This is a genomic window from Rhizorhabdus antheiae, assembly GCF_049889055.1.
Lineage (GTDB): Bacteria > Pseudomonadota > Alphaproteobacteria > Sphingomonadales > Sphingomonadaceae > Rhizorhabdus.
Window position 1 is genome coordinate 116,741 of record NZ_JBLTWO010000009.1, and the last position, 20,307, is coordinate 137,047.

Here is a 20,307-nt window from a genome sequence, read left to right on the forward strand (position 1 = left end):
CGGATCAGGCGCCCCGCGCCAGCGCGATGGTCGAGCGCGCGACGCCATTGGGCAGCGCGCCAGGCTTCGCGACCGAAATCTCGGCGCGCATCACGCGCGGATCGGCGAGCAGCGCCTCGCCGAGCTGGCGCGCGAAATTCTCGATCAGGCCGATGCTCCGGTCGGCCAGCCGCCGGCATTCCTCGACGATGCGGTTATAGTCGATCGTATCGTCGATCGTGTCGGCCTCGGGCGGCAGGATATCGAGCTGGACCGCGACGATCAGCGACTGACGCCGGTTCTTCTCATGGCTGTGCACGCCGATGAAGGCCTCGACACGGATGTCGTCGACGCAGACGCGCTGGTGGAGGACGACCGGGGCCGAGCGGCTGCGCCGATAGGGTGCGGTCGGTTCGAGCGACCCGTCCACCGGTGCCCGGTCGATCATGCGCTTGCCTTGTGTCATGCGTCTTTCCCTGCAGGCCCGGATCAACCGGCTAGACTATCGCGGTCGGTTCGGCGAGGTGGCCGGGAGTCCAGGCTGTCGGGCCCCCGCTTCATGCGGCGGCTCCGTCGGATCACGACCTCCCCAGTCCGATTCGCCGATTGCCATCGCTGGGCCGCGAAGGCAATGCGAAGCCATGAGACTGCGATCGCTCCTGTTCGTGCCCGGCGACCGGCCGGAGCGTTTTCCCAAGGCCGCCGCCAGCGGCGCGGACGCGCTGATCCTCGACTTGGAGGACTCGGTCGCGCCCGCAGCCAAGGCCGGCGCGCGCGAGGCGATCGTCGAATGGCTGCGCTCGACGCCCCCGGTGCCGAGCTTCGTCCGCATCAACCCGCTCGACTCCGAGCATGTCGGCGCGGACCTGCGCGCGATCACGGCGGCGGGGCCGGCGGGGGTCGTGCTGCCCAAGGCCGAGGGGCAGGGCTCGGTCGCGCGGCTGGTCGAACTGGCCGGTGCCGACTGTCCGCCGATCCTGCCGATCGCGACCGAGACGCCCGCCGCCATCTTCGCGCTGGGCAGCTACCCCGCCTATGCCGAGCGTCTGATCGGTATGACCTGGGGCGCGGAGGATCTCCCGGCGGCGATCGGCGCAGCCAGTTCGCGCGAGGAGGACGGGCGCTACACCCCGCCCTATGAGATGGTCCGCGCGCTGACCCTGTTCGGGGCCCATGCCGCCGGCGTCGCCGCGATCGAGACGGTCTATCCGAACATCGCAGACAGCGAAGGCCTCGCCGCCTATGTCGCACGCGGCCGGCGCGATGGCTTCACCGGCATGATGGCGATCCACCCGTCGCAGGTCGAAACGATCAATCGCGGCTTCAGCCCGAGCGAAGCCGAGATTGCCCATGCCAAGGCCATCGTCGCGCTGTTCGCCGCCCATCCGGGGGTGGGTGCGCTCAAACTCGACGGCAAGATGGTCGACCGGCCGCACCTGAAGCAGGCCGAGGCACTCCTGGTCCGCGCGGACGGGCTTTAGTCCGTAAAGGTAAAGATGGCCGCTTTCAGCCGCTGGATCGCGCGGCCGAGATGGGGTGGGAAGCCGCCTTTCCGCTATTGCAACAGTTGAGCGGTGGGCGGACACTCCATGAGGAAATGGCGACGTGGGGAGGAGTGTGGTGATCAGAGAAAAACTCGCCTTCGCTGGATGCGCTTTACTGGCGGCGTTGCCTTCCCACGCACAATCAACAACCTCGTTGGTCGAGGCGAAGCTGACCCACGTCGAGGACATATCTTCGCTGCCGGAAGCCCCGCGCATCTGTCTCGATGAGAAATGCGAGATGATCATAGACGGTTCATTCCGTACGACCTTTACAATCACGCGCAGGCTCGTCGGACCAAAAACTCCAGCAACGGTTTCCACCATGCAGGCTTCCGCAAGGCCTCGCACGGGGCTCAGCTACTATCTCGTTGTCACAGCGTCGAAGGATGGGCCTCGGATTGAATGGGCAGGCCTAGCGACGGGAGGTTTGTGCTTGGACGTGACGGAAGCAGACCGATGGGGCTTGCGCGCTGCCCTAACTCGTTTTCCATGCACGAAGAAATGACCATAAATGGAGCCTGAGGCGACTTAAGACATCGGACCTGAACAATCGGCAGCTTTCAGAGCACACGCCTTTGTCGCGCTATGACTGGCATTGGGTCGGTACTCGGCAGGCCGCTTTTATCACCCTACGACCTAAGCCGCAGGCTTCCGCCGCAGCAGCGCCGACCGCAGGCATTCGCACACGACCTCGTCGCGCTGGTTCACCAGGCGGTGGCGGAAGGTGACTATGCCGGCGTCGGGGCGTGAACGGGATTCGCGCAGTTCGACGACCTCGGTCTCGGCGCGCATCGTGTCGCCGATGAACACCGGCTTCGGCATGACCAGCTTGTCATAGCCGAGATTGGCGACGAGCGTGCCCAGCGTCGTGTCGCCGACGGACAGACCGACCATCAGCGCGAAGGTGAAGGTGCCGTTGACGAGGATCTGCCCGAACTCGCTCTGACGCGCGGCCTCGGCGTCGAGGTGCAGCGGCTGCGGATTGTGGGTCATCGTCGAGAAGAGGAGATTGTCGGTCTCGGTCACCGTCCGGCGGATGTCGTGCGTCAGCCGATCCCCCACCGTCCACTCGTCGAACCAGCGTCCCGCCATCGCGGCCTCCTTCTGCTTGGGCTGTCGCGAGGATAGAAGGCGCGGCGCGCCCGGCAAAATCGAAACATTGCCCAGTGGCACATAGACGCGACCTATGGCCGGCGCACTGCTTCAACTTGCGCTGGCCATGTCCGCATGTCGTCCATATCATGTCAAAATATTGCCGAGTGCGACGGCGCAATCTTTTGCGGGGCGGGGCGGTTGACGGGTCCGCAGTGCCCCCATACCTGATTTGCATCCGTCCCGATGAGGAAGACCGTGACGTCCAGTACCATCCTGTTGGTTGAAGACGATCCCTCACTCCGGGTCCTGACCGCGCGGGCGCTTCAGGAAAATGGCTATACGGTCCGTCCGGCCTCGACCGCGCCGGAAATGTGGATCATCTTCAACGCCGAGCCGGTCGACCTGATCCTGCTCGACATCATGCTGCCTGGCACCAGCGGCATCGAGCTTTGCCGGCAGGTCCGGCAGAAGAGCGACGTGCCGATCATCTTCATCAGCGCCAAGGGCAGCGAGACCGATCGGGTGATCGGGCTGGAAATCGGCGCCGACGATTATCTGCCCAAGCCGTTCAGCACGCGCGAGCTGATGGCGCGGGTGCGCGCCGTGCTGCGGCGTGGCGGCATGGACCGGCAGAGCGACGTCAGTCGGCGCAACGAGGCCTCGTTCGACGGCTGGACCGTCAATTTCCCGCGCCGTGAGCTCACCTCGCCGACGGGCGCCATCATCGATCTGACGGGCGCTGAGTTCGATCTTCTCTCCAGCTTCGTCCACAATGCGCAGCGCGTCATCGCGCGCGAGCGGCTGATCGAGCTGTCGCGGACGCGGCTGGGCGACGCTTCCGACCGGAGCATCGACGTCCTCGTCAGCCGTCTGCGCCGCAAGCTGCAGAGCGCCGGCAAGGATGCCCCGATCACGACGGTCCGCGGCGTCGGCTATATGTTCAACGCCGAGGTTTCGCGCAGTTGATCCATCTCGTGCGCCCGTCGCTTGGGCTGGTGGGGCGGATTTTGATCATCCTGCTTCTGACGGTGACGGTCGAGTTCTGCACCAGCACGCTGCTGTACGAACGGGCGAGTGAGTTTTCCTTGCGCGAGGACGAGGCGCATCGCCTGGCCGAGCATCTCGTCATCACCCGCAAGCTGATCGCCGAACGTCCCCCGCGCGAACGCCCGGCCATGGCATCCTTGCTGACCACCGATCGCTATGATGTGCGCTGGGGCGAGTCCCTGCCCGAGCCGCCGCGCATGGCCCCCGAACTGCGCGAGATGCGCGACCAGATCGTCAGCTGGGAGCCGGCGCTGGCCGATTCCGAAATGCGGCTGCAGCTCAAGTCGCCCGGGCTGAACTCGATGGTCGTCGGCGGGATGACCTTGCCCGATGGCAGCTGGATCACCTTCGGCACGCGCGACGTCGAGAGCGGCTGGGACCTTGCCCTGGGCAGGGTGATATTGGCGCTGGTCCCCGCAATGGCGTTGCTCGTGATCGGCAGTCTGCTGATCAGCAACACGCTGAAGCCGATCCGGATGCTGGCCCAGGCGGCCGAACGCTATGGCTATGGCGACCGGATCATCCTGCCTGAAGTGGGCAGCGGCGAGGTGCTGCGCGTCGTCAAGGCGTTCAACGCCATGCAGGACCGTATCCAGCGCCTGATCCAGGACCGGACCCAGGCGCTGGCGGCGGTGGGGCATGATCTCCGCACCCCGATTTCACGCCTGCGGCTGCGCATCGACATGGTCGGCGACAGCGCCGCGCGCGACGCGATGCAGCGCGATGCGATCGAGATGGAAACGATGATCGCCTCACTGCTCGCCTTTCTCGGCGGCGACGAGAATGATCAGCCGCGCGTCCGGTCCGATATCGCGGTGATGGCCGCGACCGTCGTCGACGATGCGACCGACCATGGGCATGACGTGCGTTATGAGGGGCCCGAACATTTCGATGCCTTCGTTCGCCTCTATGATCTCAAGCGCGCGCTCGACAATCTGGTGACGAACGCGCTGCGCCATGCGCAGACGGTTACGGTATCGCTCATCCCGATCGACGAGCGCGTGATCCTGCGCGTGGTCGACGACGGCCCCGGCATTCCAGAGGCCGATCTGGAGGCGGCGAAGCAGCCCTTCGTCAGGCTCGACACCGCGCGCGAGCGGAACACTGAGGGGCTGGGTCTGGGGCTTGCCATCGTCGAGCGGATCGTGGGCGCCCATGCCGGGGAATTGCGTCTGACCAACCGTCCCGAAGGCGGCCTGCAGGCCGACATCGACATCCCCGTGAAGGGCGCGCAGAAACTCGCCTGATCGCCGTCTTCGGTCGTTTCGTCGACAGCAATGATTTTTTACAGGGACGCTGCGCCGCCGCAAAGAGACGGCCCGATATTCGAGACTCCCGCCGTCTTATCGGCGCACATTTCGGAGTCCAGAAATGAACGAGCTGCTAGGGCGCGTAGTCAGTTTCCAGTCCAATACATTCGCCAGCAACAGCGACCTTTATGGCAAGCTGGCGCGGGACGGACAGAGCCCCAAGGCTCTGATGATCTCCTGCGCCGACTCGCGCGTCGTGCCCGAGTTCATCGTTCAGGCGGCTCCAGGCGACCTGTTCGTCTGCCGCAATGCGGGAAACATCGTCCCCCCGCATTCGCAGGCCAATGGCGGCGTTTCGTCGACGGTCGAATATGCGGTCATGGTTCTCGGCGTGCGCGACATCATCGTCTGCGGCCATTCCGACTGCGGCGCGATGAAGGCCCTCGCCAATCCTGAATCGCTCGAAGGCATGCCGAACGTCGCCGCCTGGCTGCGCCATTCGCATTCGGCGCAGAAGGTCGCCAGCGAAGCCTATCCGCAAGCGGGCGACAATGATCGTGTCCGCATCATTGCCCTCGAGAATGTCGTGACGCAGCTGTCGCATCTGCGCACCCATCCGTCGGTGGCGTCCGCCATCGCGCGCGGCGAGCTCGCGCTGCACGGCTGGTTCGTCGACATTCACGCTGGTGAGGTGCTCGGTCTCGACGGCAAGACCGGCCGCTTCACGCCGATGACCGCCGACAAGCCGCTCCCGGTCGCGCTTCCCGCCGCGCAGCGCCTTGCTGCCGACCTCCTTCAGGAAGCCGCAGAATGAAGGCCGCCCCTGCCTCCCTTTTTTCGGGGGCGACCCTGTCGCGAGACTTCACGGCGTCGATCGTCGTCTTTCTCGTGGCCTTGCCGCTCTGCATGGGTATCGCCATCGCGTCTGGCGTACCGCCCGAAAAGGGCCTGATCACCGGGATCATCGGGGGCCTCGTCGTCGGCCTGCTCGCGGGGTCGCCGCTGCAGGTCAGCGGACCGGCTGCCGGCCTCGCCGTGATCGTCTTCGAGATCGTCCGCGATTTCGGCCTGGCCGCACTCGGTCCCATATTGGTGCTGGCGGGGGCTATCCAATTCGTTGCGGGCGTGTTCCGCCTCGGCGGCTGGTTCCGCGCCATCTCGCCTGCGGTCGTGCACGGCATGCTGGCCGGCATCGGTGCGCTGATCGTCGTCGGGCAGTTCCACGTCCTGTTCGACGCCAAGCCGCTGGCCAGCGGCCTTCAGAATCTGGCGGCGATGCCCGGGCGGATGCTGGGCCTGTCCGCGTCCAATATCGAAGCGGCCGAACTGGCCTTCGCGATCGGCCTGCTGACCATTGTCGCGATGATCGGCTGGGAGAAGCTGCGCCCGAAGTCGATGAAATTGGTGCCGGGCGCGCTGATCGGCGTGATCGCCGGCACTGTCGCTGCCTGGGCCTTCGGCCTCTCCATCACGCGGGTCGACGTGCCTGAGTCGATCGTCGCGGCCGTCGTCCCTCCGGGTGAGGGCTTCGTCGGACAGCTCCTGCAGCCCGCGCTTGTGGTCACCGCGATCGCCATCGCCTTCATCGCCAGCGCGGAAACCCTGCTGTCGGCGGCTGCGGTCGACCGCATGCACGATGGCGTACGGACCGACTATGACAAGGAACTGCGCGCGCAGGGCGTGGGCAATTTCCTGTGCGGTCTGGCCGGTGCGTTGCCGATGACGGGCGTCATCGTGCGCAGCTCGGCCAATGTGCAGGCCGGCGCTATGACGCGTCTGTCGGCGGTTCTCCATGGCGGCTGGCTACTTGCCTTCGTCGCCCTGCTGCCCTGGCTGCTGCGTGAGATCCCGATGGCGTCGCTCGCGGGCGTGCTGGTCGTCACCGGCTGGCGACTCGTATCGGTCTCGCATGTCCAGCATCTGTTCAAGCATCATGGCGTGCTGCCGGCGATGATCTGGGTCGCGACCTTCGTCATGGTCGTCGCCACGGATCTGCTGACGGGCGTGCTGGTGGGTCTGGCCCTGTCGATGATCGAGCTGCTGCCCCATATCCGCAAGCTCAAGCTGAAGGTCGACACCGCCGAGAAGGCCGACGAGAGCGAGGTCCGTCTTGAAGGAGCCGCGACCTTCGTAGCCTTGCCCAAGGTCTCGAAGATACTCGAAGCGATCCCGGGCGGTCGTCCGGTTCGCCTCGACATGCGCGACGTGCCGGCGATCGATCACAGCATGGCCGAGATGATCGGCGAGTGGGTGCGTCGCCATCGGTCGGGTGGGGCGCAGGTCCGGGTCGATTGCGACGAGGAGCATCTTCGTCGCATGGCAGCATAACCTGCCCTATGCGTTAGGTGTTGCAACAGCGTCACGCTCCCCGAACAAGGAGCGTGGCGCTGGCTTTTAGAAACAATTTGTAACAGTCCAGAAACGTATTGCTGAAGCTCATCTTCATAATAGGACCGTCGAACGGAGACGCGATCCGCATAGAGATGGCGCACGTCGATGAGGAGGGACGATCCTAAACCGAAAAGGGGATTGTCTTTATGCGCTTTCCGAAACTCACCGCCGCAGTCCTGGCTCTTGCGGCCGCCACGCCGGCTCTCGCCCAGGACGAGGAAAGCTCCGCCTTCAAGGTGACCGGCAGCGTCGGTCTCGTTTCCGATTACCGCTTCCGCGGTGTGTCGCAGAGCGACAAGGAAATGGCGATTCAGGGCGGTATCACCATCAATCACGAAAGCGGCTTCTATGCCGGCACCTGGGGTTCGAATCTGTCGGGATGGGGCACCTTCGGCGGCTCGAACATGGAGCTCGACCTGTTCGCCGGCTACAAGGTCCAGCTGACCGACGCGGTTGCGGTCGACACCGGCCTGACCTGGTTCATGTATCCGGGCGGCGCCTCCGAGACCGATTTCGCCGAACTCTACCTGAAGCTCAGCGGCACGGCCGGTCCCGTCAATCTGCTTGGCGGCGTCGCTTACGCGCCGAAGCAGCAGGCTCTCGGCCGCTGGTATTTCAATGGCGCTTCCTTCGGTACGGGCGTTCCCGACGCGCCGGGCGCCAAGGAAGACAATCTCTACATCTGGGGCGACATCTCCGGCGCGATCCCGAGCACCCCTGTGACTCTGAAGGGGCACCTCGGCTACTCGAAGGGCAATTCGGGCCTCGGTCCGAACGGCACCAGCGTCGCGCCCACCGGCAAATATCTCGACTGGCTGGTCGGTGCCGATGTCGCGGTCGGACCGGTGGTGCTCGGCATTTCCTATGTCGATACCGACATCTCGAAGAGCGAGTCGGCCTATCTGCTGCCGAACTTCTCGTCGACGAAGAACGGTTCGTCGATCGCCAGCGGCAAGGTGGTCTTTTCGGTCAGCGCCGCTTTCTGATCCGCCGAAACCTCAAGGACGGGGCGTGCCGCTAGCGCGCCCCGTTTTTCATGTGGTGAAGCGCATCAGCCCTGACGGAAAGCATCAGAAACATTTCGTTGCAAAGATGCTAATGACGCATCGCAGCAATTTCTCCTGCCAAGATCGGCGGATATCCGCGCTTTCCGGACGCAGGGGCATGGTGTGGCGCAATCGCCATAGACAACAAGCCGCCATTGCCCTCGATGCGCGTTGATCGACCCTCTGCGTTGCTCTGATCGACGAAGCCCGTTTGCTTACTTGCGAATCAATCGCAATATATAGCGACGGAGACGAAGCCATGCCCACCGATCTGCTGAAGACCCTGACCTATCTCTCCCTGCACCTGACGATCGGGTTCAGCGTTGCCTATGCGCTGACAGGATCGGTGCGGGTCGCGGGCGGAATCGCGCTGATCGAGCCCTGCGTCAACGCCGTCGCCTTTTTCTTCCACGAGCGCGCCTGGAAACGCCATGCTATGGCGAAACGGGTTTACGCGCCCATCGCAGCCTGACCCGTTTCAATCTGCGGGATCGTCTTCTCGCCGCGCGAACCGCAGGATCAGAAAACCGAGCAGGCCGGCCAGGAGCGATCCGGCGAGAATACCGATCTTCGCCTCGGCCTGCAGGATCGGTTCTCCGGCAAAGGCGAGCAGCGTGATGAACAGGCTCATCGTGAAGCCGATGCCGCACAGAAGCGCGGTCCCGGCCAACTGGGCCGGGGTGGCGTGCGCGGGCATGTCGGCGATCCCCGCCCGGACCGCGAGGATCGATGTCCCGAACACGCCGACCACTTTCCCCAAGAGCAATCCCAGGCCGACTCCAAGCGTGATCGGAGCGGTGAAAGCCTCGGATGGAAGGCCGATCACGCGAACCCCGGCATTGGCCAGACCGAATATCGGCAGGATCAGAAAGGAGACGGGCATGTGCAACAGATGTTCCAGCCGGTGCAGCGGACTCCGTGTCTCGGAGTCCGGTCGGCCGGGCGTTTCCTGCAAGGGGATGGCGAAGGCGAGGGCCACGCCTGCCAGCGTGGCGTGGACGCCGGAGCCCAGAACCAGGACCCACAGGACGAGCCCGACGAGCAGATAGGGGGACAGGCGGCGCACCCCCAGCCGGTTCATGGCGAACAGCAGGCCGGCGCACCCGGCCGCGGCAGCAAGATGCGGCAGCGACAGCTCCGCCGTGTAGAAGAGCGCAATGATGATCACGGCGCCGAGATCGTCGATGATCGCGAGCGCGGTCAGGAAGATGCGCAGGGAAACGGGAACGCGCTTGCCCAGCAGGGCGAGTACGCCAAGCGCGAAGGCGATGTCGGTCGCCGCCGGTATGGCCCAGCCATGCGCCGTCGGCCCCGGATTGAAGAACAGATAGACGAGCGCCGGCACCGCCATGCCTCCGGCGGCGGCAAGCCCCGGCAATATGCGCCGCGGCCAGGACGACAGTTGCCCGTCGAGCACTTCCCTTTTGATCTCCAGCCCGACCAGCAGGAAGAAGATCGCCATCAGCCCGTCGTTGATCCAGTGCTGCACCGACAAAGGGCCGAGCAGGGCGTGGAGGCTATGCTCATAGGCAGGGCCCAGGGGCGAATTGGCCACGATCAGCGCAAGCGCGGCACAGGCCATCAACATCAGGCCGGCGGATGCCTGCCCGTGGAAGAACTGGCGAAGCGCGCTGCGCGGTTTCAGGCGGGAAAGGACCATCGGAACTCCGGGCATAGGTCTGCCCGCTGGCGGCCCGACCAACGGCAAAACCTGCCCGTCCCGGCTGGACGAGCACCCACGGCCGCTATCGCAGAGGCCTGTCCCCCTCGCAACCCTGGTGGACTATCGGCGCCTGTACCGAAAATACCACACCTCATGGCCCTTCGTGCGTGCCTTGGCTTCGTAGCGCGTCTCGGGCCAGTCGTCCGGGCGGACGAGAAAGTCCCGCGGGCTTTCGCCCAGCCATTCGAAGTCGGGGGAGCGGCCCATGATCATCATCGCCCAGCGGACATAGACGGGGTGGTCGGTGCCGAAGCGGAATTCGCCGCCAGGCTTCATCTTGCGCGCGATCAGGCCGATCGGGCCGTCGTTCATGAAGCGGCGCTTGGCGTGGCGCGCCTTGGGCCAGGGATCGGGGTGAAGCAGCCAGGCGCGGTCGAGCGAGGCATCGGGCAGGCGCTCGAGGACATCGATCGCATCGCCCATGTGCAGCCGGACATTGTCGAGGCTCAGCTCGTCGATCTTCAGCAGCGCACCGACGACGCCGTCGAGAAAGGGCTCGCAGCCGATGAAGCCATGCCCGCGACGCTGCGCCGCCTGCCAGGCCATATGCTCGCCCTTGCCGAAGCCGATCTCGAGCTCCAGCGGGCGATCGTCGCCGAACAGGACGGGCGCGTCGAGCGCGCCGGTTTCGGGCACGCTGATCTCGGGCAAGAGCCGCTCGACCAGTTCCGCCTGTCCCTGCCGCAGCTTGTGCCCCTGCCGGCGCCCATAGAGGCGGCGGATCGAGAGCGGATCATTCATGGTCGCGACCTATTTCGTAGACGGCGGCCGGCGGGAGGTTGCGCAACGTGCTGGACAGCCGCCGTGCCTTGAGGCCGAGCCGGTCCATGACGGGCTTCCGCACCGGACAGACCGGGCTGTAGCTGAACTGGTAGAGGCGGCCGCCCGGTCGCATGAGGTCGAAGCAGCCGCGCAGGATCTTCATCTGCTGGCTCACGTTCATGCTGAGGATCGGCAGGCCCGAAATGGTGGCGCCGGCAAGGCCGTTCACGAACAGGGCCCGATGCCGGTGAACACCGGCCGCGTCACCGCGCACGATGCGCGCCTGCGGGAAGCGCGTCTCAAGCATGCGGGCGAAATCGGCCTCGTTCTCGATCAGAATCAGGTCCGACTGCTGCAGCCCCCGGTCGAGCAGCGCCTTTGTAAAGACGCCCGTGCCGGGGCCGAGTTCGATCACCGGGGCCATGTCGGGGGTGATGTGGGCCGTGATCAGCCGGGCGAGCGAGGGTCCCGAGGGCGCCACGGCTGCAATGCCGAGCGGATCCCGCGCCCAGGCGCGCAGGAAGGCTGCGAGATCCGACATGGGCGCTCCGCTCGAGGTCACGACGCTGCCCTACTCGCTTCCCGCCATGCTGCGCCAGAGGAAAGAAACGGCTGTTCAACAATAAGCCCGGCCCGGACGGGCCGGGCCGGGGGCATGAAGATCGGGCCAAAAGATCAGGGCTGGACGATCAGGCCAGAGCGGCCTTGAGCTTGTCGACCAGGTCGGTCCGTTCCCACGGGAACAGGTCGCCCTCGGCCTTGCGACCGAAATGGCCGTAAGCTGCGGTCTTGCGGTAGATCGGCTTGTTCAGGCCGAGATGGGTGCGAATGCCCCGCGGGGTGAGCCGGCCGAGCGCCTCGATACCCTGGATCGCAGCCTCGATCGCGGCATCGGTAATGCCGTCGCTCGCGGTGCCATGGGTGTCGACATAGAGCGACAGCGGCTCGGACACGCCGATCGCATAGGCCAGCTGGATCGTGCAGCGGCGGGCGAGCCCGGCGGCGACGATGTTCTTGGCGAGGTAGCGGCTGATATAGGCGGCCGAGCGGTCGACCTTGGTCGGGTCCTTGCCCGAGAAGGCGCCGCCGCCATGGGGGGCTGCACCGCCATAGGTGTCGACGATGATCTTGCGGCCGGTGAGGCCCGCGTCGCCGTCCGGCCCGCCGATCTCGAAGCTGCCGGTCGGGTTGATGTGATAGACGGTCTTGTCGGACAGAAGCTCGGCCGGAAGGATGTCGGCGACGACCTGCTTCACATAGGCCTTGAGCTCGGCTTCCTTCTCGCCCTCGTCATAGCCCTTGCCATGCTGGGTCGACACGACGATCGCGGTCGCGGCGGCCGGCTTGCCATTTTCGAAGCGCAGCGTGACCTGGCTCTTGGCATCGGGCTCGAGGAAGGGCGCCGCGCCCGAGTGGCGGTCGGCGGCCATCCGCTCGAGGATCTTGTGACTATAATAGAGCGTGGCCGGCATCAGGTCGGGGGTCTCGTCGCAGGCGAAACCGAACATGATGCCCTGGTCGCCGGCGCCCTCATCCTTGTTGCCGCTGGCGTCGACGCCCTGGGCGATATGGGCGGACTGGCCGTGGAGGTTGTTCTCGAAGCGGAACTGGTTCCAGTGGAAGCCGTCCTGCTCGTAACCGATCTCGCGCACCGTCTCGCGGACGGTCTTCTCGATCTCTTCCTGCGCGCCCGCAGCCCAGGCGCCGTTCTCATATACGCCCTTGCAGCGGATCTCACCGGCAAGCACGACCAGCTGGGTGGTGGTCAGCGTCTCGCACGCGATGCGCGCCTCCGGATCCTTCGACAGGAAGAGGTCGACGATGGCGTCCGAAATCTGATCGGCGACCTTGTCGGGATGGCCTTCGGACACGCTCTCGGAGGTGAAGAGATAGTTGCTGCGCATAGGTACTGACTGACCCTCTTGGGATGATAGTCGCCTGATAAGGCGCTCGCTGCGAAAGGGATATAAAGAGTTCGTTATATCGCCCTTAGCGCCGCTTGCGCGCGTCCGCAACGGGCGACGTCTTGAGGCGCGGCTACTACGGATTCGGAACCCGCCTCTGAAAACCTCTTGTGAAATATACCGGACATTAATCTGATTCGGGACATGAGCGAGGCTTGGACAAAAGGGGATTCGCCCCGAGGAACCACATTATGCCTTATAAGGTTGCGATCGACTGGCTCTATGGCTGCCCGCGGGACCCCTCGGCAGAGGAGAGCCGTGCGACGACGGCAGCGCGGCGCGTGTTCGAGCGGGCCGGGATCGACGGCTGCACGGCCGAGAAGGACTATTTCGCGCAGGGCGGGCTGTTCGGCAACGAAGCCGCGATGACCGGCCTGGCGCGGGTCTGGCTGGACGCACGCGACGCCGCCAACAATGCCGCCACCGAAAGCTGGCCCGATCCGACCCGGGCTCGCATCTCGATCGAGTGCCGACCTAACGGCTAAGCCCGGCTACGGAACGTGAAGGCGAGCCCCCCGGCGGCGAGGATCAGCGCGAACAGCATCGGCAGCAGATTGCCATAGCGCGCGAAGGGCGTCGCGGCCCGAACCGGCGGCAGCGGCGCATTGATCACGCCCGCCTGACGCCAGGGCAGCGCATGCAGCAACCGCCCGTCGGCATCGACGATCGCCGAAATCCCGGTTGGGGTCGAGCGGATGACGGGAATGCCTTCCTCCACCGCTCTGAGGCGGGCCTGGGCAAGGTGCTGCGGTGGGCCCCAGCGGCCGAACCAGGCGTCGTTCGACGGATTGAACAGGAAGTCCGGCCGGTTGCGCGCGTCCACCACCTGTCCCGAAAAGATGATCTCGTAGCAGATCTGAATTCCGGCCTTGCCGAACCCGGTCAGCGGCAGCGTCGCCGGGCCCGGGCCGGGCAGGAAATCGACATTGCCCTGGACCAGCCGCGACAGCCCGATCGCCGACAGGATTGGCCGCGCGGGCAGATACTCGCCATAGGGAACGAGGTGGGCCTTGTCGTAGCGGCCGATGATCCGCCCCTGCGGATCGAGTCCGAACAGGCTGTTATGCGCTGCCGTCAATTGCCCCGCGCGATCGAAGAGCAGCGAATCCCCGCCCAGCAGGATGCGGTCGCCTGGCCCCAGCAACGCGGCGATCCGCGCGCGGGCATCGGGGTCGATCTCCAGAAAGTCGGCCGTCGCCGCCTCGGGCCACAGAATCAGCCGGGGCCTGGGGCCGGGCGGACCCGTCAATGTCCTTAGCCGCACGAAATTCTTGCGCTGGAGCGCGGGATCCCATTTCTCGTTCTGGTTGATGTTCGGCTGGACGACGGTCAGCAGCGGTCCGTTGCCCGGAGGCAGGGGGCGGAGCAGCCAGGCCGACAGGATTTGCGCGAGCATTGCCACGAGCAGCGCCCAGCCGACCCGCTGCCAGCGAATCCGCTTCGTGCCCGGCAGGATCGCCAGCAGCCAGATGCCCGACAGCAGGACGATCCACCCCGATAGCCCGTAGGTTCCGAACAGGCGGGTCAGGCCGATCCACGCCGGTTCCGCGCTGTCCGGCGCCACCAGCACCGCGCCGAGCGGGTTCCAAGCGAAACCGGTGAACAGGGCCGCCCGCATATATTCGGTGACGATCCAGCTGGCGGCGAACAGGGGGATGAATGCGGCCGGGGCGGGGGTCGGCAGTTCTGCCCGCCGCGCAGGCTCCATGCCTGCGGGGATGAGGCCTTTCAGCTTCGCCCGCCGCCGCTCGCCATCGAGGCGGAAACGGCGCAGATGCAGGGCTAGCGGCAGGCGGTGCAGCGACCAGGCGAGGATGCAGGCGAGCATCGGGTAGATAGCCAGATACAGCGCGAGCAGGAAGACCGCGATCCCGCCCAGCCAGTGGGGCATCGCGTCCTGATAGGTGAAGGCCTGGGCGATCCAGTTGTTGCCGAAGGTGAAGTGGCCGACTCCGAAGGCCCAGCCGCGCCAGGCGACGTCGCGCAGCCGTTCTGCGCGCATCGTCAGCCCCATCAGCGCGGCAATGCACAGCAGAGTCACCACCCACCAGTTGAGCGGTGCAAAGCCCAGCGCCGAGGCGAGGCCGATCGCACATGCGATGGCCGGGTATTTCAGGGGGACGAGTTTCTGCATCACCGGCTTTTAAGATTGCGGTGGCCCCCCAATATCCTGCGAGCCAAGCGACCGAAACCCGTCATCGGTGCCTTTGGTGCCATGGCCCGCAAAAAAATCCTCCGGAGTCCCGCTTGACAGTGTCATGGGCCCTTCACATATCCCCGCTAGCACTCGCTACGGGTGAGTGCTAAAAGTTTCCAGTCTGTAGGGAATCGATGGAGCCGCTTCCGGCCCATCGAAAGTTGCTAGGAAAGGGTGAAGCGCATGAGTTTCCGTCCGCTGCACGATCGCGTGCTTGTTCGCCGCGTCGAAGCCGAGGAAAAGACCGCCGGCGGTATCATCATCCCGGATTCGGCCAAGGAAAAGCCGCAGGAGGGCGAAGTCGTAGCCGTCGGCAACGGCGCCAAGGCCGACGACGGCAAGGTTACGCCGCTCGACGTCAAGGCCGGTGATCGCATCCTGTTCGGCAAGTGGTCGGGCACCGAGGTGAAGGTCAACGGTGAAGATCTGCTGATCATGAAGGAAAGCGACATTCTGGGCGTCGTCGGCTGAGCCGCAGCACCGGATTTTCGTGAACATCTACCGTTAGAAACATAGAGCTAGAGGAATAGAGACCATGGCAGCGAAGGACGTTAAGTTTTCGCGCGACGCACGTGAGCGCATCCTGCGCGGCGTCGACATTCTCGCCGATGCGGTGAAGGTCACGCTGGGGCCGAAGGGCCGCAATGTCGTCATCGACAAGTCGTTCGGCGCCCCGCGCATCACCAAGGACGGCGTCACCGTCGCCAAGGAAATCGAGCTTAAGGACAAGTTCGAGAATATGGGCGCGCAGATGGTCCGCGAGGTTGCCTCGAAGACCAACGATCTGGCCGGCGACGGCACGACCACCGCGACCGTTCTGGCGCAGGCGATCGTCCGCGAAGGCATGAAGTCGGTCGCGGCCGGCATGAACCCGATGGACCTGAAGCGCGGCATCGATCTCGCGGTCAGCAAGGTCGTCGAGAATCTCAAGGCCCGTTCGAAGCCGGTCTCCGGTTCGAACGAAGTCGCTCAGGTCGGCATCATCTCGGCCAATGGCGACAAGGAAGTCGGCGAGAAGATCGCGGAAGCGATGGACAAGGTCGGCAAGGAAGGCGTGATCACCGTCGAAGAGGCGAAGGGTCTCGAGTTCGAGCTCGACGTCGTCGAGGGCATGCAGTTCGATCGCGGCTATCTGTCGCCTTACTTCATCACCAACCCGGAAAAGATGCAGGTCGAGCTTAGCGACCCCTACATCCTCATCCATGAGAAGAAGCTCTCGAACCTGCAGTCGATGCTGCCGATCCTCGAGGCGGTCGTGCAGTCGGGTCGCCCGCTGCTGATCATCGCCGAGGACATCGAGGGTGAGGCTCTGGCCACGCTCGTCGTCAACAAGCTGCGCGGCGGCCTGAAGGTCGCAGCGGTCAAGGCTCCGGGCTTCGGCGATCGTCGCAAGGCGATGCTCGAGGACATTGCGATCCTGACCAATGGCGAGATGATCTCCGAGGATCTCGGCATCAAGCTCGAGAGCGTCACGATCGGCATGCTCGGCACCGCCAAGCGCGTCACCATCGACAAGGACAACACCACGATCGTCGACGGTGCCGGTTCGGCCGACGCGATCAAGGGCCGTGTCGAGGCGATCCGCAAGCAGATCGAGAACACCACCTCCGACTATGATCGCGAGAAGCTCCAGGAGCGTCTGGCGAAGCTGGCCGGCGGCGTCGCCGTCATCAAGGTTGGCGGTGCGACCGAGGTCGAGGTGAAGGAGCGCAAGGACCGCGTCGACGACGCGCTGCATGCGACCCGCGCTGCGGTCGAGGAAGGCATCGTTCCCGGCGGCGGTACCGCGCTGCTCTATGCCACCAAGGCTCTCGAAGGCCTGAAGGGCGCGAACGACGACCAGACCCGTGGTATCGACATCATCCGCAAGGCGATCACCGCCCCGGTGAAGCAGATCGCCCAGAATGCCGGCCATGATGGCGCGGTCGTCTCGGGCAACCTGCTGCGCGAGAATGACGAGACCATGGGCTTCAACGCCTCGACCGACGTCTACGAGAACCTCGTCCTCGCCGGCGTGATCGATCCGACCAAGGTCGTCCGCACCGCGCTGCAGGACGCAGCCTCGGTCGCCGGCCTGCTCATCACCACCGAAGCGGCGATCTCCGAATCGCCCGAGGACAAGGCTCCGGCCATGCCCGGCGGCATGGGTGGCATGGGCGGCATGGGCGGCATGGACTTCTGATCGGCCTCGCGGCGGGCGCTATGGTGTCCGCCGCAGCCATCGCAGTCCGCCGACCAAATGGTCATCGGAACAGGAAAGGGTCCGGGGGCTGTCCTCCGGGCCCTTTTCTTATGGTCGGCACCTGACGAGCCAGTATGGGCTGTGCCGCCGCCGGGTTATCGCGTCGAAGCGGCCAGGGCGCGTACCGGAGGCAGCACATTGCAGATGTCGACGCCACCCGCCGGGCGGGTGAAGAAGACGTCCTGCCGGTTGGCGCGTGCCCTGGTCCAGGCAGCGAAGGTCGCGCTGTCGGTCTTCATCACTTCGAAGCGCGGACGCTCGCCGGCGGGCAGGTCTGCCGCGATGCGCGCGGACGTGATGACGGGCCGGGCTTCGCCCTCCTTGTAGAATCCCAGCTGTTCGGTGCCGCGCGGAAGCGCCGCCAGCATCTCCATGCCCGCCAGCACCCGACCGACGGTGGCGATGTTGCGGTCGAGGTGGCGTGGTGCGTGGCCGTTGACGACATAGAGTTCGGCGCCCGTGCCCGTATCGGGCGCGACGTTGCGCCCGACCCCGACCATGCCGTAGCAATGCGGCAACCAGGCGAGCCCCTTGCCGTCGGCAGCGACCGGCCAGCCACCGGCATGGCCCACTTTGGCCGCATAAGGATCCGGATAGGGCAGGGCATGCAGGCCGAGCCCTGCTGCAGGACGCTCATATTCGGCTGGCGGCGCCGCGACGATCCCGGCGGGCAGCGGCTTCTTCTCGGTAGCGTCGCCCCACTGGACGACATAATTGTCCTGGACGCGGTTGATCGTGATCCCGTCGAACCAGCCGGCGCGGACCAGCGTGCGGATATTGTCGACATGGACCGGCGCGAAGCCTGGCGCGAGCGCAATCGCGACGCGGCGCCCGCCGTCGAAGTCGAGCAGCAGCACATCCTCGTCGGGAAAGGCCTGCCAGTCGCCGGGCCCGCTGGCGGCCAATAGCTCCCCCGCCGTGGCCGGCGCTTTGGCCGCGTGCGGCGCCGGCGCTGCGGCAAGCAGCGGCAGCAGCGCCGACAGGATCAGAACGGGTTTCGCGCTCCGGGCAGCAGGGCGGAGCGGAAGGCGGAATGCTTTTGCGGTCATCCCCGCATGATACATGCTCCAGCGCCTTGCGGAAGCCGCCGCGCCAAGCTAGGGAGCCAGCCTTCCAGTGCATGCGGAGCGGTGGCCGAGTGGTCGAAGGCGCTCGCCTGGAAAGTGAGTATACGGCAAAACCGTATCGAGGGTTCGAATCCCTCCCGCTCCGCCATTCCGCCTTTCGCGGACGTTCGCCAAAGCCCGAAAAATCCATATAAATCTTTGAAAGTGCACGGTTTTTGATCGTACACGTTCATGGTTGTTCGCGGTCGTTCGGAAATCGATGTGGGGCTGAGTGTGGGGCTGTGAGGGGTTGGCGGGCTTCAAATCAGGGGTCCTCGGTGGTATTCTGCCGCCATGAGAAAGCTCACCCCCGCCCTGATCAAAGAGCTCACCGAACCCGGTCGCTACTCCGATGGTGAGGGGCTCCTGCTGCAAATTTCGCCGTCGGGCGGGAAAAGCTGGCTCATGCGTGTCCAGATCAACGGCCGCCGGCGGGACATCGGCCTGGGAGAGCTTCGGCACGTGAGCCTTCGCGAAGCGCGGCTCGAGGCGGCCGCGATCAAGAAGCTCGCCAAATCGGGTATCGACCCGCTCGAAGAGCGGCGGAAGGTCGAGATCGTCATCCCCACCTTCGAGGAGGCTGCGAAGCGTGCGCACGCCGAAATGATCAAGGGCTGGAAGAACGGCAAGCACACCAAGCAGTGGATCAAGACGCTGGAACTCTATGCCTACCCGAAGCTGGGCAAGCTGAAGGTCGACCAGATCGAGGGGCCGATCATCCGCGACGTGCTGGCGGAAATCTGGTTGGACATTCCGGAAACCGCCCGGCGGGTTCGCCAGCGCATCGGCACGGTGCTCGACTGGTCCTATGCCAACGGCTTTCGGGCCAGCGAGGCGCCGATGCGGTCCATTTCCAAGGGGCTGCCACGCCAGCCCAGGAAGTCCGGGCATTTCGCCGCGCTGCCCCATGCCGAGGTGCCCGCGTTCCTGAAGCGCCTTCGCGCTCGCGGGATCAGCAGCAGCCGGTTGGCGCTGGAGGCACTAATATTGACGGCAGTTCGGTCCGGCGAGGTTCGCGGAGCCAGATGGTCCGAACTCGATGACGATCTGACCCTCTGGACCATTCCCGCCGAACGCATGAAGGCCGGGACCGAACATACCGTGCCCCTGTCGCCGCAAGCGGCAGAGGTCTTTCGTCAGGCGCGTGCGCTGCGGATCAAGGGATGCGACCTGATCTTTCCGGGCGCCACCTCGGGCTCGGCCCTTTCGGATATGGCGCTGCTGGAGCTGGTGCGTGGGATGGAGTTGCCGGCGACGGTGCACGGCTTCCGGTCGAGCTTCAGGGACTGGGTGGCTGAGGAAACAGACGTGCCGCGCGAGATCGCCGAGGCCGCGCTGGCGCATACCCTCGAGAATAAGGTCGAAGCAGCCTACCGGCGCACGGATTTCCTGGCCAAGCGGCGCGAGCTGATGAAGGCTTGGGGCGATTTCTGCATCCCGCCCGCTAGGAGTCGATCCCGGCGGCCAGCCGAACGAATGAATGTCGGGGCCGGCCGCGCCCGCGACGTTGCGGCAACGCCGGGCCAGCCGCGGCGGACTGTCGCTCGATAAAACTCTCAAGGCTCCTGACGACGATAAGCGTTGCCCGCCCGACCTTTATGACGTCGATCTCGCGCGCTGTAATCAGCTCATAAAGCTTGGTTTTGCCGATTCCCAGCATCTGTGCCGCCGCCGGCACACGGATGGTCAGCGCTTCGCCAAGATCAAGGTTGGTGCTGGGCCCCGTCACGTATTGCGAGTCCCACTGCGCTCGCGGGCCTTCGCAAAGGCGCGATCGCTATCGAGGAACGCAGATAGAATGGCCGGGACCAGTTCGCTGACCGGCTCTTCCCGACCATAGGCTTCGGCATAGACACGGGCGTAGTCCTGGAGTGCCTGATGGAGGTCGGGCAACACCGTGATGGTGAGCTTTACCGGGGTTCGGTCGGGAATGCGGGCAAGCTTGAGATCTACCATGGTAT

20 protein-coding genes, 1 tRNA gene and 1 pseudogene are annotated in these 20,307 nt (G+C 65.3%); 12 read left to right on the forward strand and 10 right to left on the reverse strand.

Features of this window, described 5'->3' with window-relative positions:
- Positions 1–4 precede the first annotated feature (4 nt).
- A complete protein-coding gene (locus ACNI3R_RS16575; RefSeq protein ID WP_426185346.1) occupies positions 5–445 on the reverse strand; it encodes a dihydroneopterin aldolase in 441 nt (146 codons plus the stop codon).
- Between the two features lie 175 nt (positions 446–620).
- Here ACNI3R_RS16575 and ACNI3R_RS16580 point away from each other — a divergent pair, with 175 nt between their 5' ends.
- On the forward strand, positions 621–1,460 hold the full coding sequence (locus tag ACNI3R_RS16580) for an HpcH/HpaI aldolase/citrate lyase family protein (RefSeq protein WP_426185348.1): 840 nt from the start codon (positions 621–623) through the stop codon (positions 1,458–1,460).
- Between the two features lie 699 nt (positions 1,461–2,159).
- Here ACNI3R_RS16580 and ACNI3R_RS16585 read toward each other — a convergent pair.
- Entirely contained in the window at positions 2,160–2,615 is a 456-nt protein-coding gene (locus ACNI3R_RS16585) for a MaoC family dehydratase (RefSeq protein WP_426185350.1), read from the reverse strand.
- Positions 2,616–2,873: 258 nt separating this feature from the next.
- Between ACNI3R_RS16585 and ACNI3R_RS16590 the strand changes: the two genes are divergently transcribed.
- From ACNI3R_RS16590 to ACNI3R_RS16615, 6 genes are all read left to right on the forward strand, one after another.
- Positions 2,874–3,584: a response regulator gene (locus ACNI3R_RS16590; protein ID WP_426185352.1), complete on the forward strand. Its 711-nt coding sequence runs from the start codon at positions 2,874–2,876 to the stop codon at positions 3,582–3,584.
- Positions 3,581–4,912 carry an ATP-binding protein gene (locus tag ACNI3R_RS16595; protein ID WP_426185354.1) on the forward strand — a complete coding sequence of 444 codons (1,332 nt, stop codon included), beginning with the start codon at positions 3,581–3,583 and terminating at the stop codon, positions 4,910–4,912. Before ACNI3R_RS16590 ends, ACNI3R_RS16595 begins: the two co-directional genes overlap by 4 nt.
- A 124-nt stretch (positions 4,913–5,036) precedes the next feature.
- Positions 5,037–5,729: a carbonic anhydrase gene (locus ACNI3R_RS16600; RefSeq protein WP_426185356.1), complete on the forward strand. Its 693-nt coding sequence runs from the start codon at positions 5,037–5,039 to the stop codon at positions 5,727–5,729.
- Entirely contained in the window at positions 5,726–7,243 is a 1,518-nt protein-coding gene (locus ACNI3R_RS16605) for a SulP family inorganic anion transporter (protein WP_426185358.1), read from the forward strand. The genes ACNI3R_RS16600 and ACNI3R_RS16605 overlap by 4 nt, the downstream gene beginning before the upstream one ends.
- Positions 7,244–7,452: 209 nt before the next feature.
- Positions 7,453–8,292 (forward strand): TorF family putative porin, encoded by an 840-nt coding sequence (locus tag ACNI3R_RS16610; RefSeq protein WP_426185360.1) that lies wholly within the window; start codon positions 7,453–7,455, stop codon positions 8,290–8,292.
- Positions 8,293–8,611: 319 nt separating this feature from the next.
- Positions 8,612–8,824, forward strand: a complete 213-nt coding sequence (locus ACNI3R_RS16615) for a DUF2061 domain-containing protein (RefSeq protein ID WP_426185362.1) — start codon at positions 8,612–8,614, stop codon at positions 8,822–8,824.
- A gap of 6 nt (positions 8,825–8,830) precedes the next feature.
- On the opposite strand, the gene nhaA is transcribed toward ACNI3R_RS16615, so the two are convergent.
- From nhaA to metK, 4 genes are all read right to left on the reverse strand, one after another.
- A complete protein-coding gene (gene nhaA, locus ACNI3R_RS16620) occupies positions 8,831–10,012 on the reverse strand; it encodes a Na+/H+ antiporter NhaA (protein ID WP_426185364.1) in 1,182 nt (393 codons plus the stop codon).
- Positions 10,013–10,135: 123 nt separating this feature from the next.
- On the reverse strand, positions 10,136–10,816 hold the full coding sequence (gene trmB / locus ACNI3R_RS16625; RefSeq protein WP_426185366.1) for a tRNA (guanine(46)-N(7))-methyltransferase TrmB: 681 nt from the start codon (positions 10,814–10,816) through the stop codon (positions 10,136–10,138).
- Entirely contained in the window at positions 10,809–11,378 is a 570-nt protein-coding gene (locus tag ACNI3R_RS16630; protein WP_426185368.1) for a class I SAM-dependent methyltransferase, read from the reverse strand. The genes trmB and ACNI3R_RS16630 overlap by 8 nt, the downstream gene beginning before the upstream one ends.
- 148 nt (positions 11,379–11,526) lie before the next feature.
- Positions 11,527–12,741 carry a methionine adenosyltransferase gene (metK, locus tag ACNI3R_RS16635; RefSeq protein WP_426185370.1) on the reverse strand — a complete coding sequence of 405 codons (1,215 nt, stop codon included), beginning with the start codon at positions 12,739–12,741 and terminating at the stop codon, positions 11,527–11,529.
- Between the two features lie 251 nt (positions 12,742–12,992).
- Between metK and ACNI3R_RS16640 the strand changes: the two genes are divergently transcribed.
- Positions 12,993–13,286 (forward strand): hypothetical protein, encoded by a 294-nt coding sequence (locus tag ACNI3R_RS16640; protein WP_426185372.1) that lies wholly within the window; start codon positions 12,993–12,995, stop codon positions 13,284–13,286.
- On the opposite strand, the gene lnt is transcribed toward ACNI3R_RS16640, so the two are convergent.
- A complete protein-coding gene (lnt, locus tag ACNI3R_RS16645; RefSeq protein WP_426185374.1) occupies positions 13,283–14,935 on the reverse strand; it encodes an apolipoprotein N-acyltransferase in 1,653 nt (550 codons plus the stop codon). The two genes, ACNI3R_RS16640 and lnt, sit on opposite strands and share 4 nt — an antisense overlap.
- Before the next feature lie 246 nt (positions 14,936–15,181).
- On the opposite strand from lnt, the gene groES reads away from it, so the two are divergent.
- Positions 15,182–15,469, forward strand: coding sequence for a co-chaperone GroES (groES, locus tag ACNI3R_RS16650; protein WP_296619342.1), 288 nt, complete (start codon positions 15,182–15,184; stop codon positions 15,467–15,469).
- A 64-nt stretch (positions 15,470–15,533) separates the two neighbouring features.
- Entirely contained in the window at positions 15,534–17,180 is a 1,647-nt protein-coding gene (gene groL, locus ACNI3R_RS16655; RefSeq protein WP_426185376.1) for a chaperonin GroEL, read from the forward strand.
- Between the two features lie 155 nt (positions 17,181–17,335).
- Here groL and ACNI3R_RS16660 read toward each other — a convergent pair whose 3' ends face one another.
- Positions 17,336–18,289, reverse strand: coding sequence for a peptidylprolyl isomerase (locus ACNI3R_RS16660; RefSeq protein WP_426185378.1), 954 nt, complete (start codon positions 18,287–18,289; stop codon positions 17,336–17,338).
- Positions 18,290–18,364: 75 nt separating this feature from the next.
- Between ACNI3R_RS16660 and ACNI3R_RS16665 the strand changes: the two genes are divergently transcribed.
- Together ACNI3R_RS16665 and ACNI3R_RS16670 are read left to right on the forward strand one after the other, a co-directional pair.
- Positions 18,365–18,455, forward strand: a tRNA-Ser gene (locus ACNI3R_RS16665).
- 185 nt (positions 18,456–18,640) lie between these two features.
- Positions 18,641–19,897 (forward strand): tyrosine-type recombinase/integrase, encoded by a 1,257-nt coding sequence (locus ACNI3R_RS16670; protein ID WP_426185380.1) that lies wholly within the window; start codon positions 18,641–18,643, stop codon positions 19,895–19,897.
- 43 nt (positions 19,898–19,940) lie between these two features.
- Here ACNI3R_RS16670 and ACNI3R_RS16675 read toward each other — a convergent pair.
- Positions 19,941–20,006: pseudogene (locus tag ACNI3R_RS16675) on the reverse strand (excisionase); the annotation flags it as partial.
- A gap of 65 nt (positions 20,007–20,071) precedes the next feature.
- Positions 20,072–20,302, reverse strand: coding sequence for a DUF2274 domain-containing protein (locus ACNI3R_RS16680; RefSeq protein WP_426185382.1), 231 nt, complete (start codon positions 20,300–20,302; stop codon positions 20,072–20,074).
- Positions 20,303–20,307: the final 5 nt, after the last annotated feature.

Excerpts from the sequence above, each read along its gene's own strand:
- ACNI3R_RS16660 (WP_426185378.1), bottom strand. The coding sequence starts at position 18,289 with ATGACCGCAAAAGCATTCCGCCTTCCGCTCCGCCCTGCTGCCCGGAGC.
- ACNI3R_RS16670 (WP_426185380.1), top strand. The coding sequence starts at position 18,641 with ATGAGAAAGCTCACCCCCGCCCTGATCAAAGAGCTCACCGAACCCGGT.
- ACNI3R_RS16600 (WP_426185356.1), top strand. The coding sequence starts at position 5,037 with ATGAACGAGCTGCTAGGGCGCGTAGTCAGTTTCCAGTCCAATACATTC.
- ACNI3R_RS16605 (WP_426185358.1), top strand. The coding sequence starts at position 5,726 with ATGAAGGCCGCCCCTGCCTCCCTTTTTTCGGGGGCGACCCTGTCGCGA.
- groL (WP_426185376.1), top strand. The coding sequence starts at position 15,534 with ATGGCAGCGAAGGACGTTAAGTTTTCGCGCGACGCACGTGAGCGCATC.
- ACNI3R_RS16680 (WP_426185382.1), bottom strand. The coding sequence starts at position 20,302 with ATGGTAGATCTCAAGCTTGCCCGCATTCCCGACCGAACCCCGGTAAAG.
- groES (WP_296619342.1), top strand. The coding sequence starts at position 15,182 with ATGAGTTTCCGTCCGCTGCACGATCGCGTGCTTGTTCGCCGCGTCGAA.
- nhaA (WP_426185364.1), bottom strand. The coding sequence starts at position 10,012 with ATGGTCCTTTCCCGCCTGAAACCGCGCAGCGCGCTTCGCCAGTTCTTC.
- trmB (WP_426185366.1), bottom strand. The coding sequence starts at position 10,816 with ATGAATGATCCGCTCTCGATCCGCCGCCTCTATGGGCGCCGGCAGGGG.
- ACNI3R_RS16610 (WP_426185360.1), top strand. The coding sequence starts at position 7,453 with ATGCGCTTTCCGAAACTCACCGCCGCAGTCCTGGCTCTTGCGGCCGCC.
- ACNI3R_RS16585 (WP_426185350.1), bottom strand. The coding sequence starts at position 2,615 with ATGGCGGGACGCTGGTTCGACGAGTGGACGGTGGGGGATCGGCTGACG.
- lnt (WP_426185374.1), bottom strand. The coding sequence starts at position 14,935 with ATGCAGAAACTCGTCCCCCTGAAATACCCGGCCATCGCATGTGCGATC.
- ACNI3R_RS16575 (WP_426185346.1), bottom strand. The coding sequence starts at position 445 with ATGACACAAGGCAAGCGCATGATCGACCGGGCACCGGTGGACGGGTCG.
- ACNI3R_RS16580 (WP_426185348.1), top strand. The coding sequence starts at position 621 with ATGAGACTGCGATCGCTCCTGTTCGTGCCCGGCGACCGGCCGGAGCGT.
- ACNI3R_RS16630 (WP_426185368.1), bottom strand. The coding sequence starts at position 11,378 with ATGTCGGATCTCGCAGCCTTCCTGCGCGCCTGGGCGCGGGATCCGCTC.
- ACNI3R_RS16640 (WP_426185372.1), top strand. The coding sequence starts at position 12,993 with ATGCCTTATAAGGTTGCGATCGACTGGCTCTATGGCTGCCCGCGGGAC.
- ACNI3R_RS16615 (WP_426185362.1), top strand. The coding sequence starts at position 8,612 with ATGCCCACCGATCTGCTGAAGACCCTGACCTATCTCTCCCTGCACCTG.
- metK (WP_426185370.1), bottom strand. The coding sequence starts at position 12,741 with ATGCGCAGCAACTATCTCTTCACCTCCGAGAGCGTGTCCGAAGGCCAT.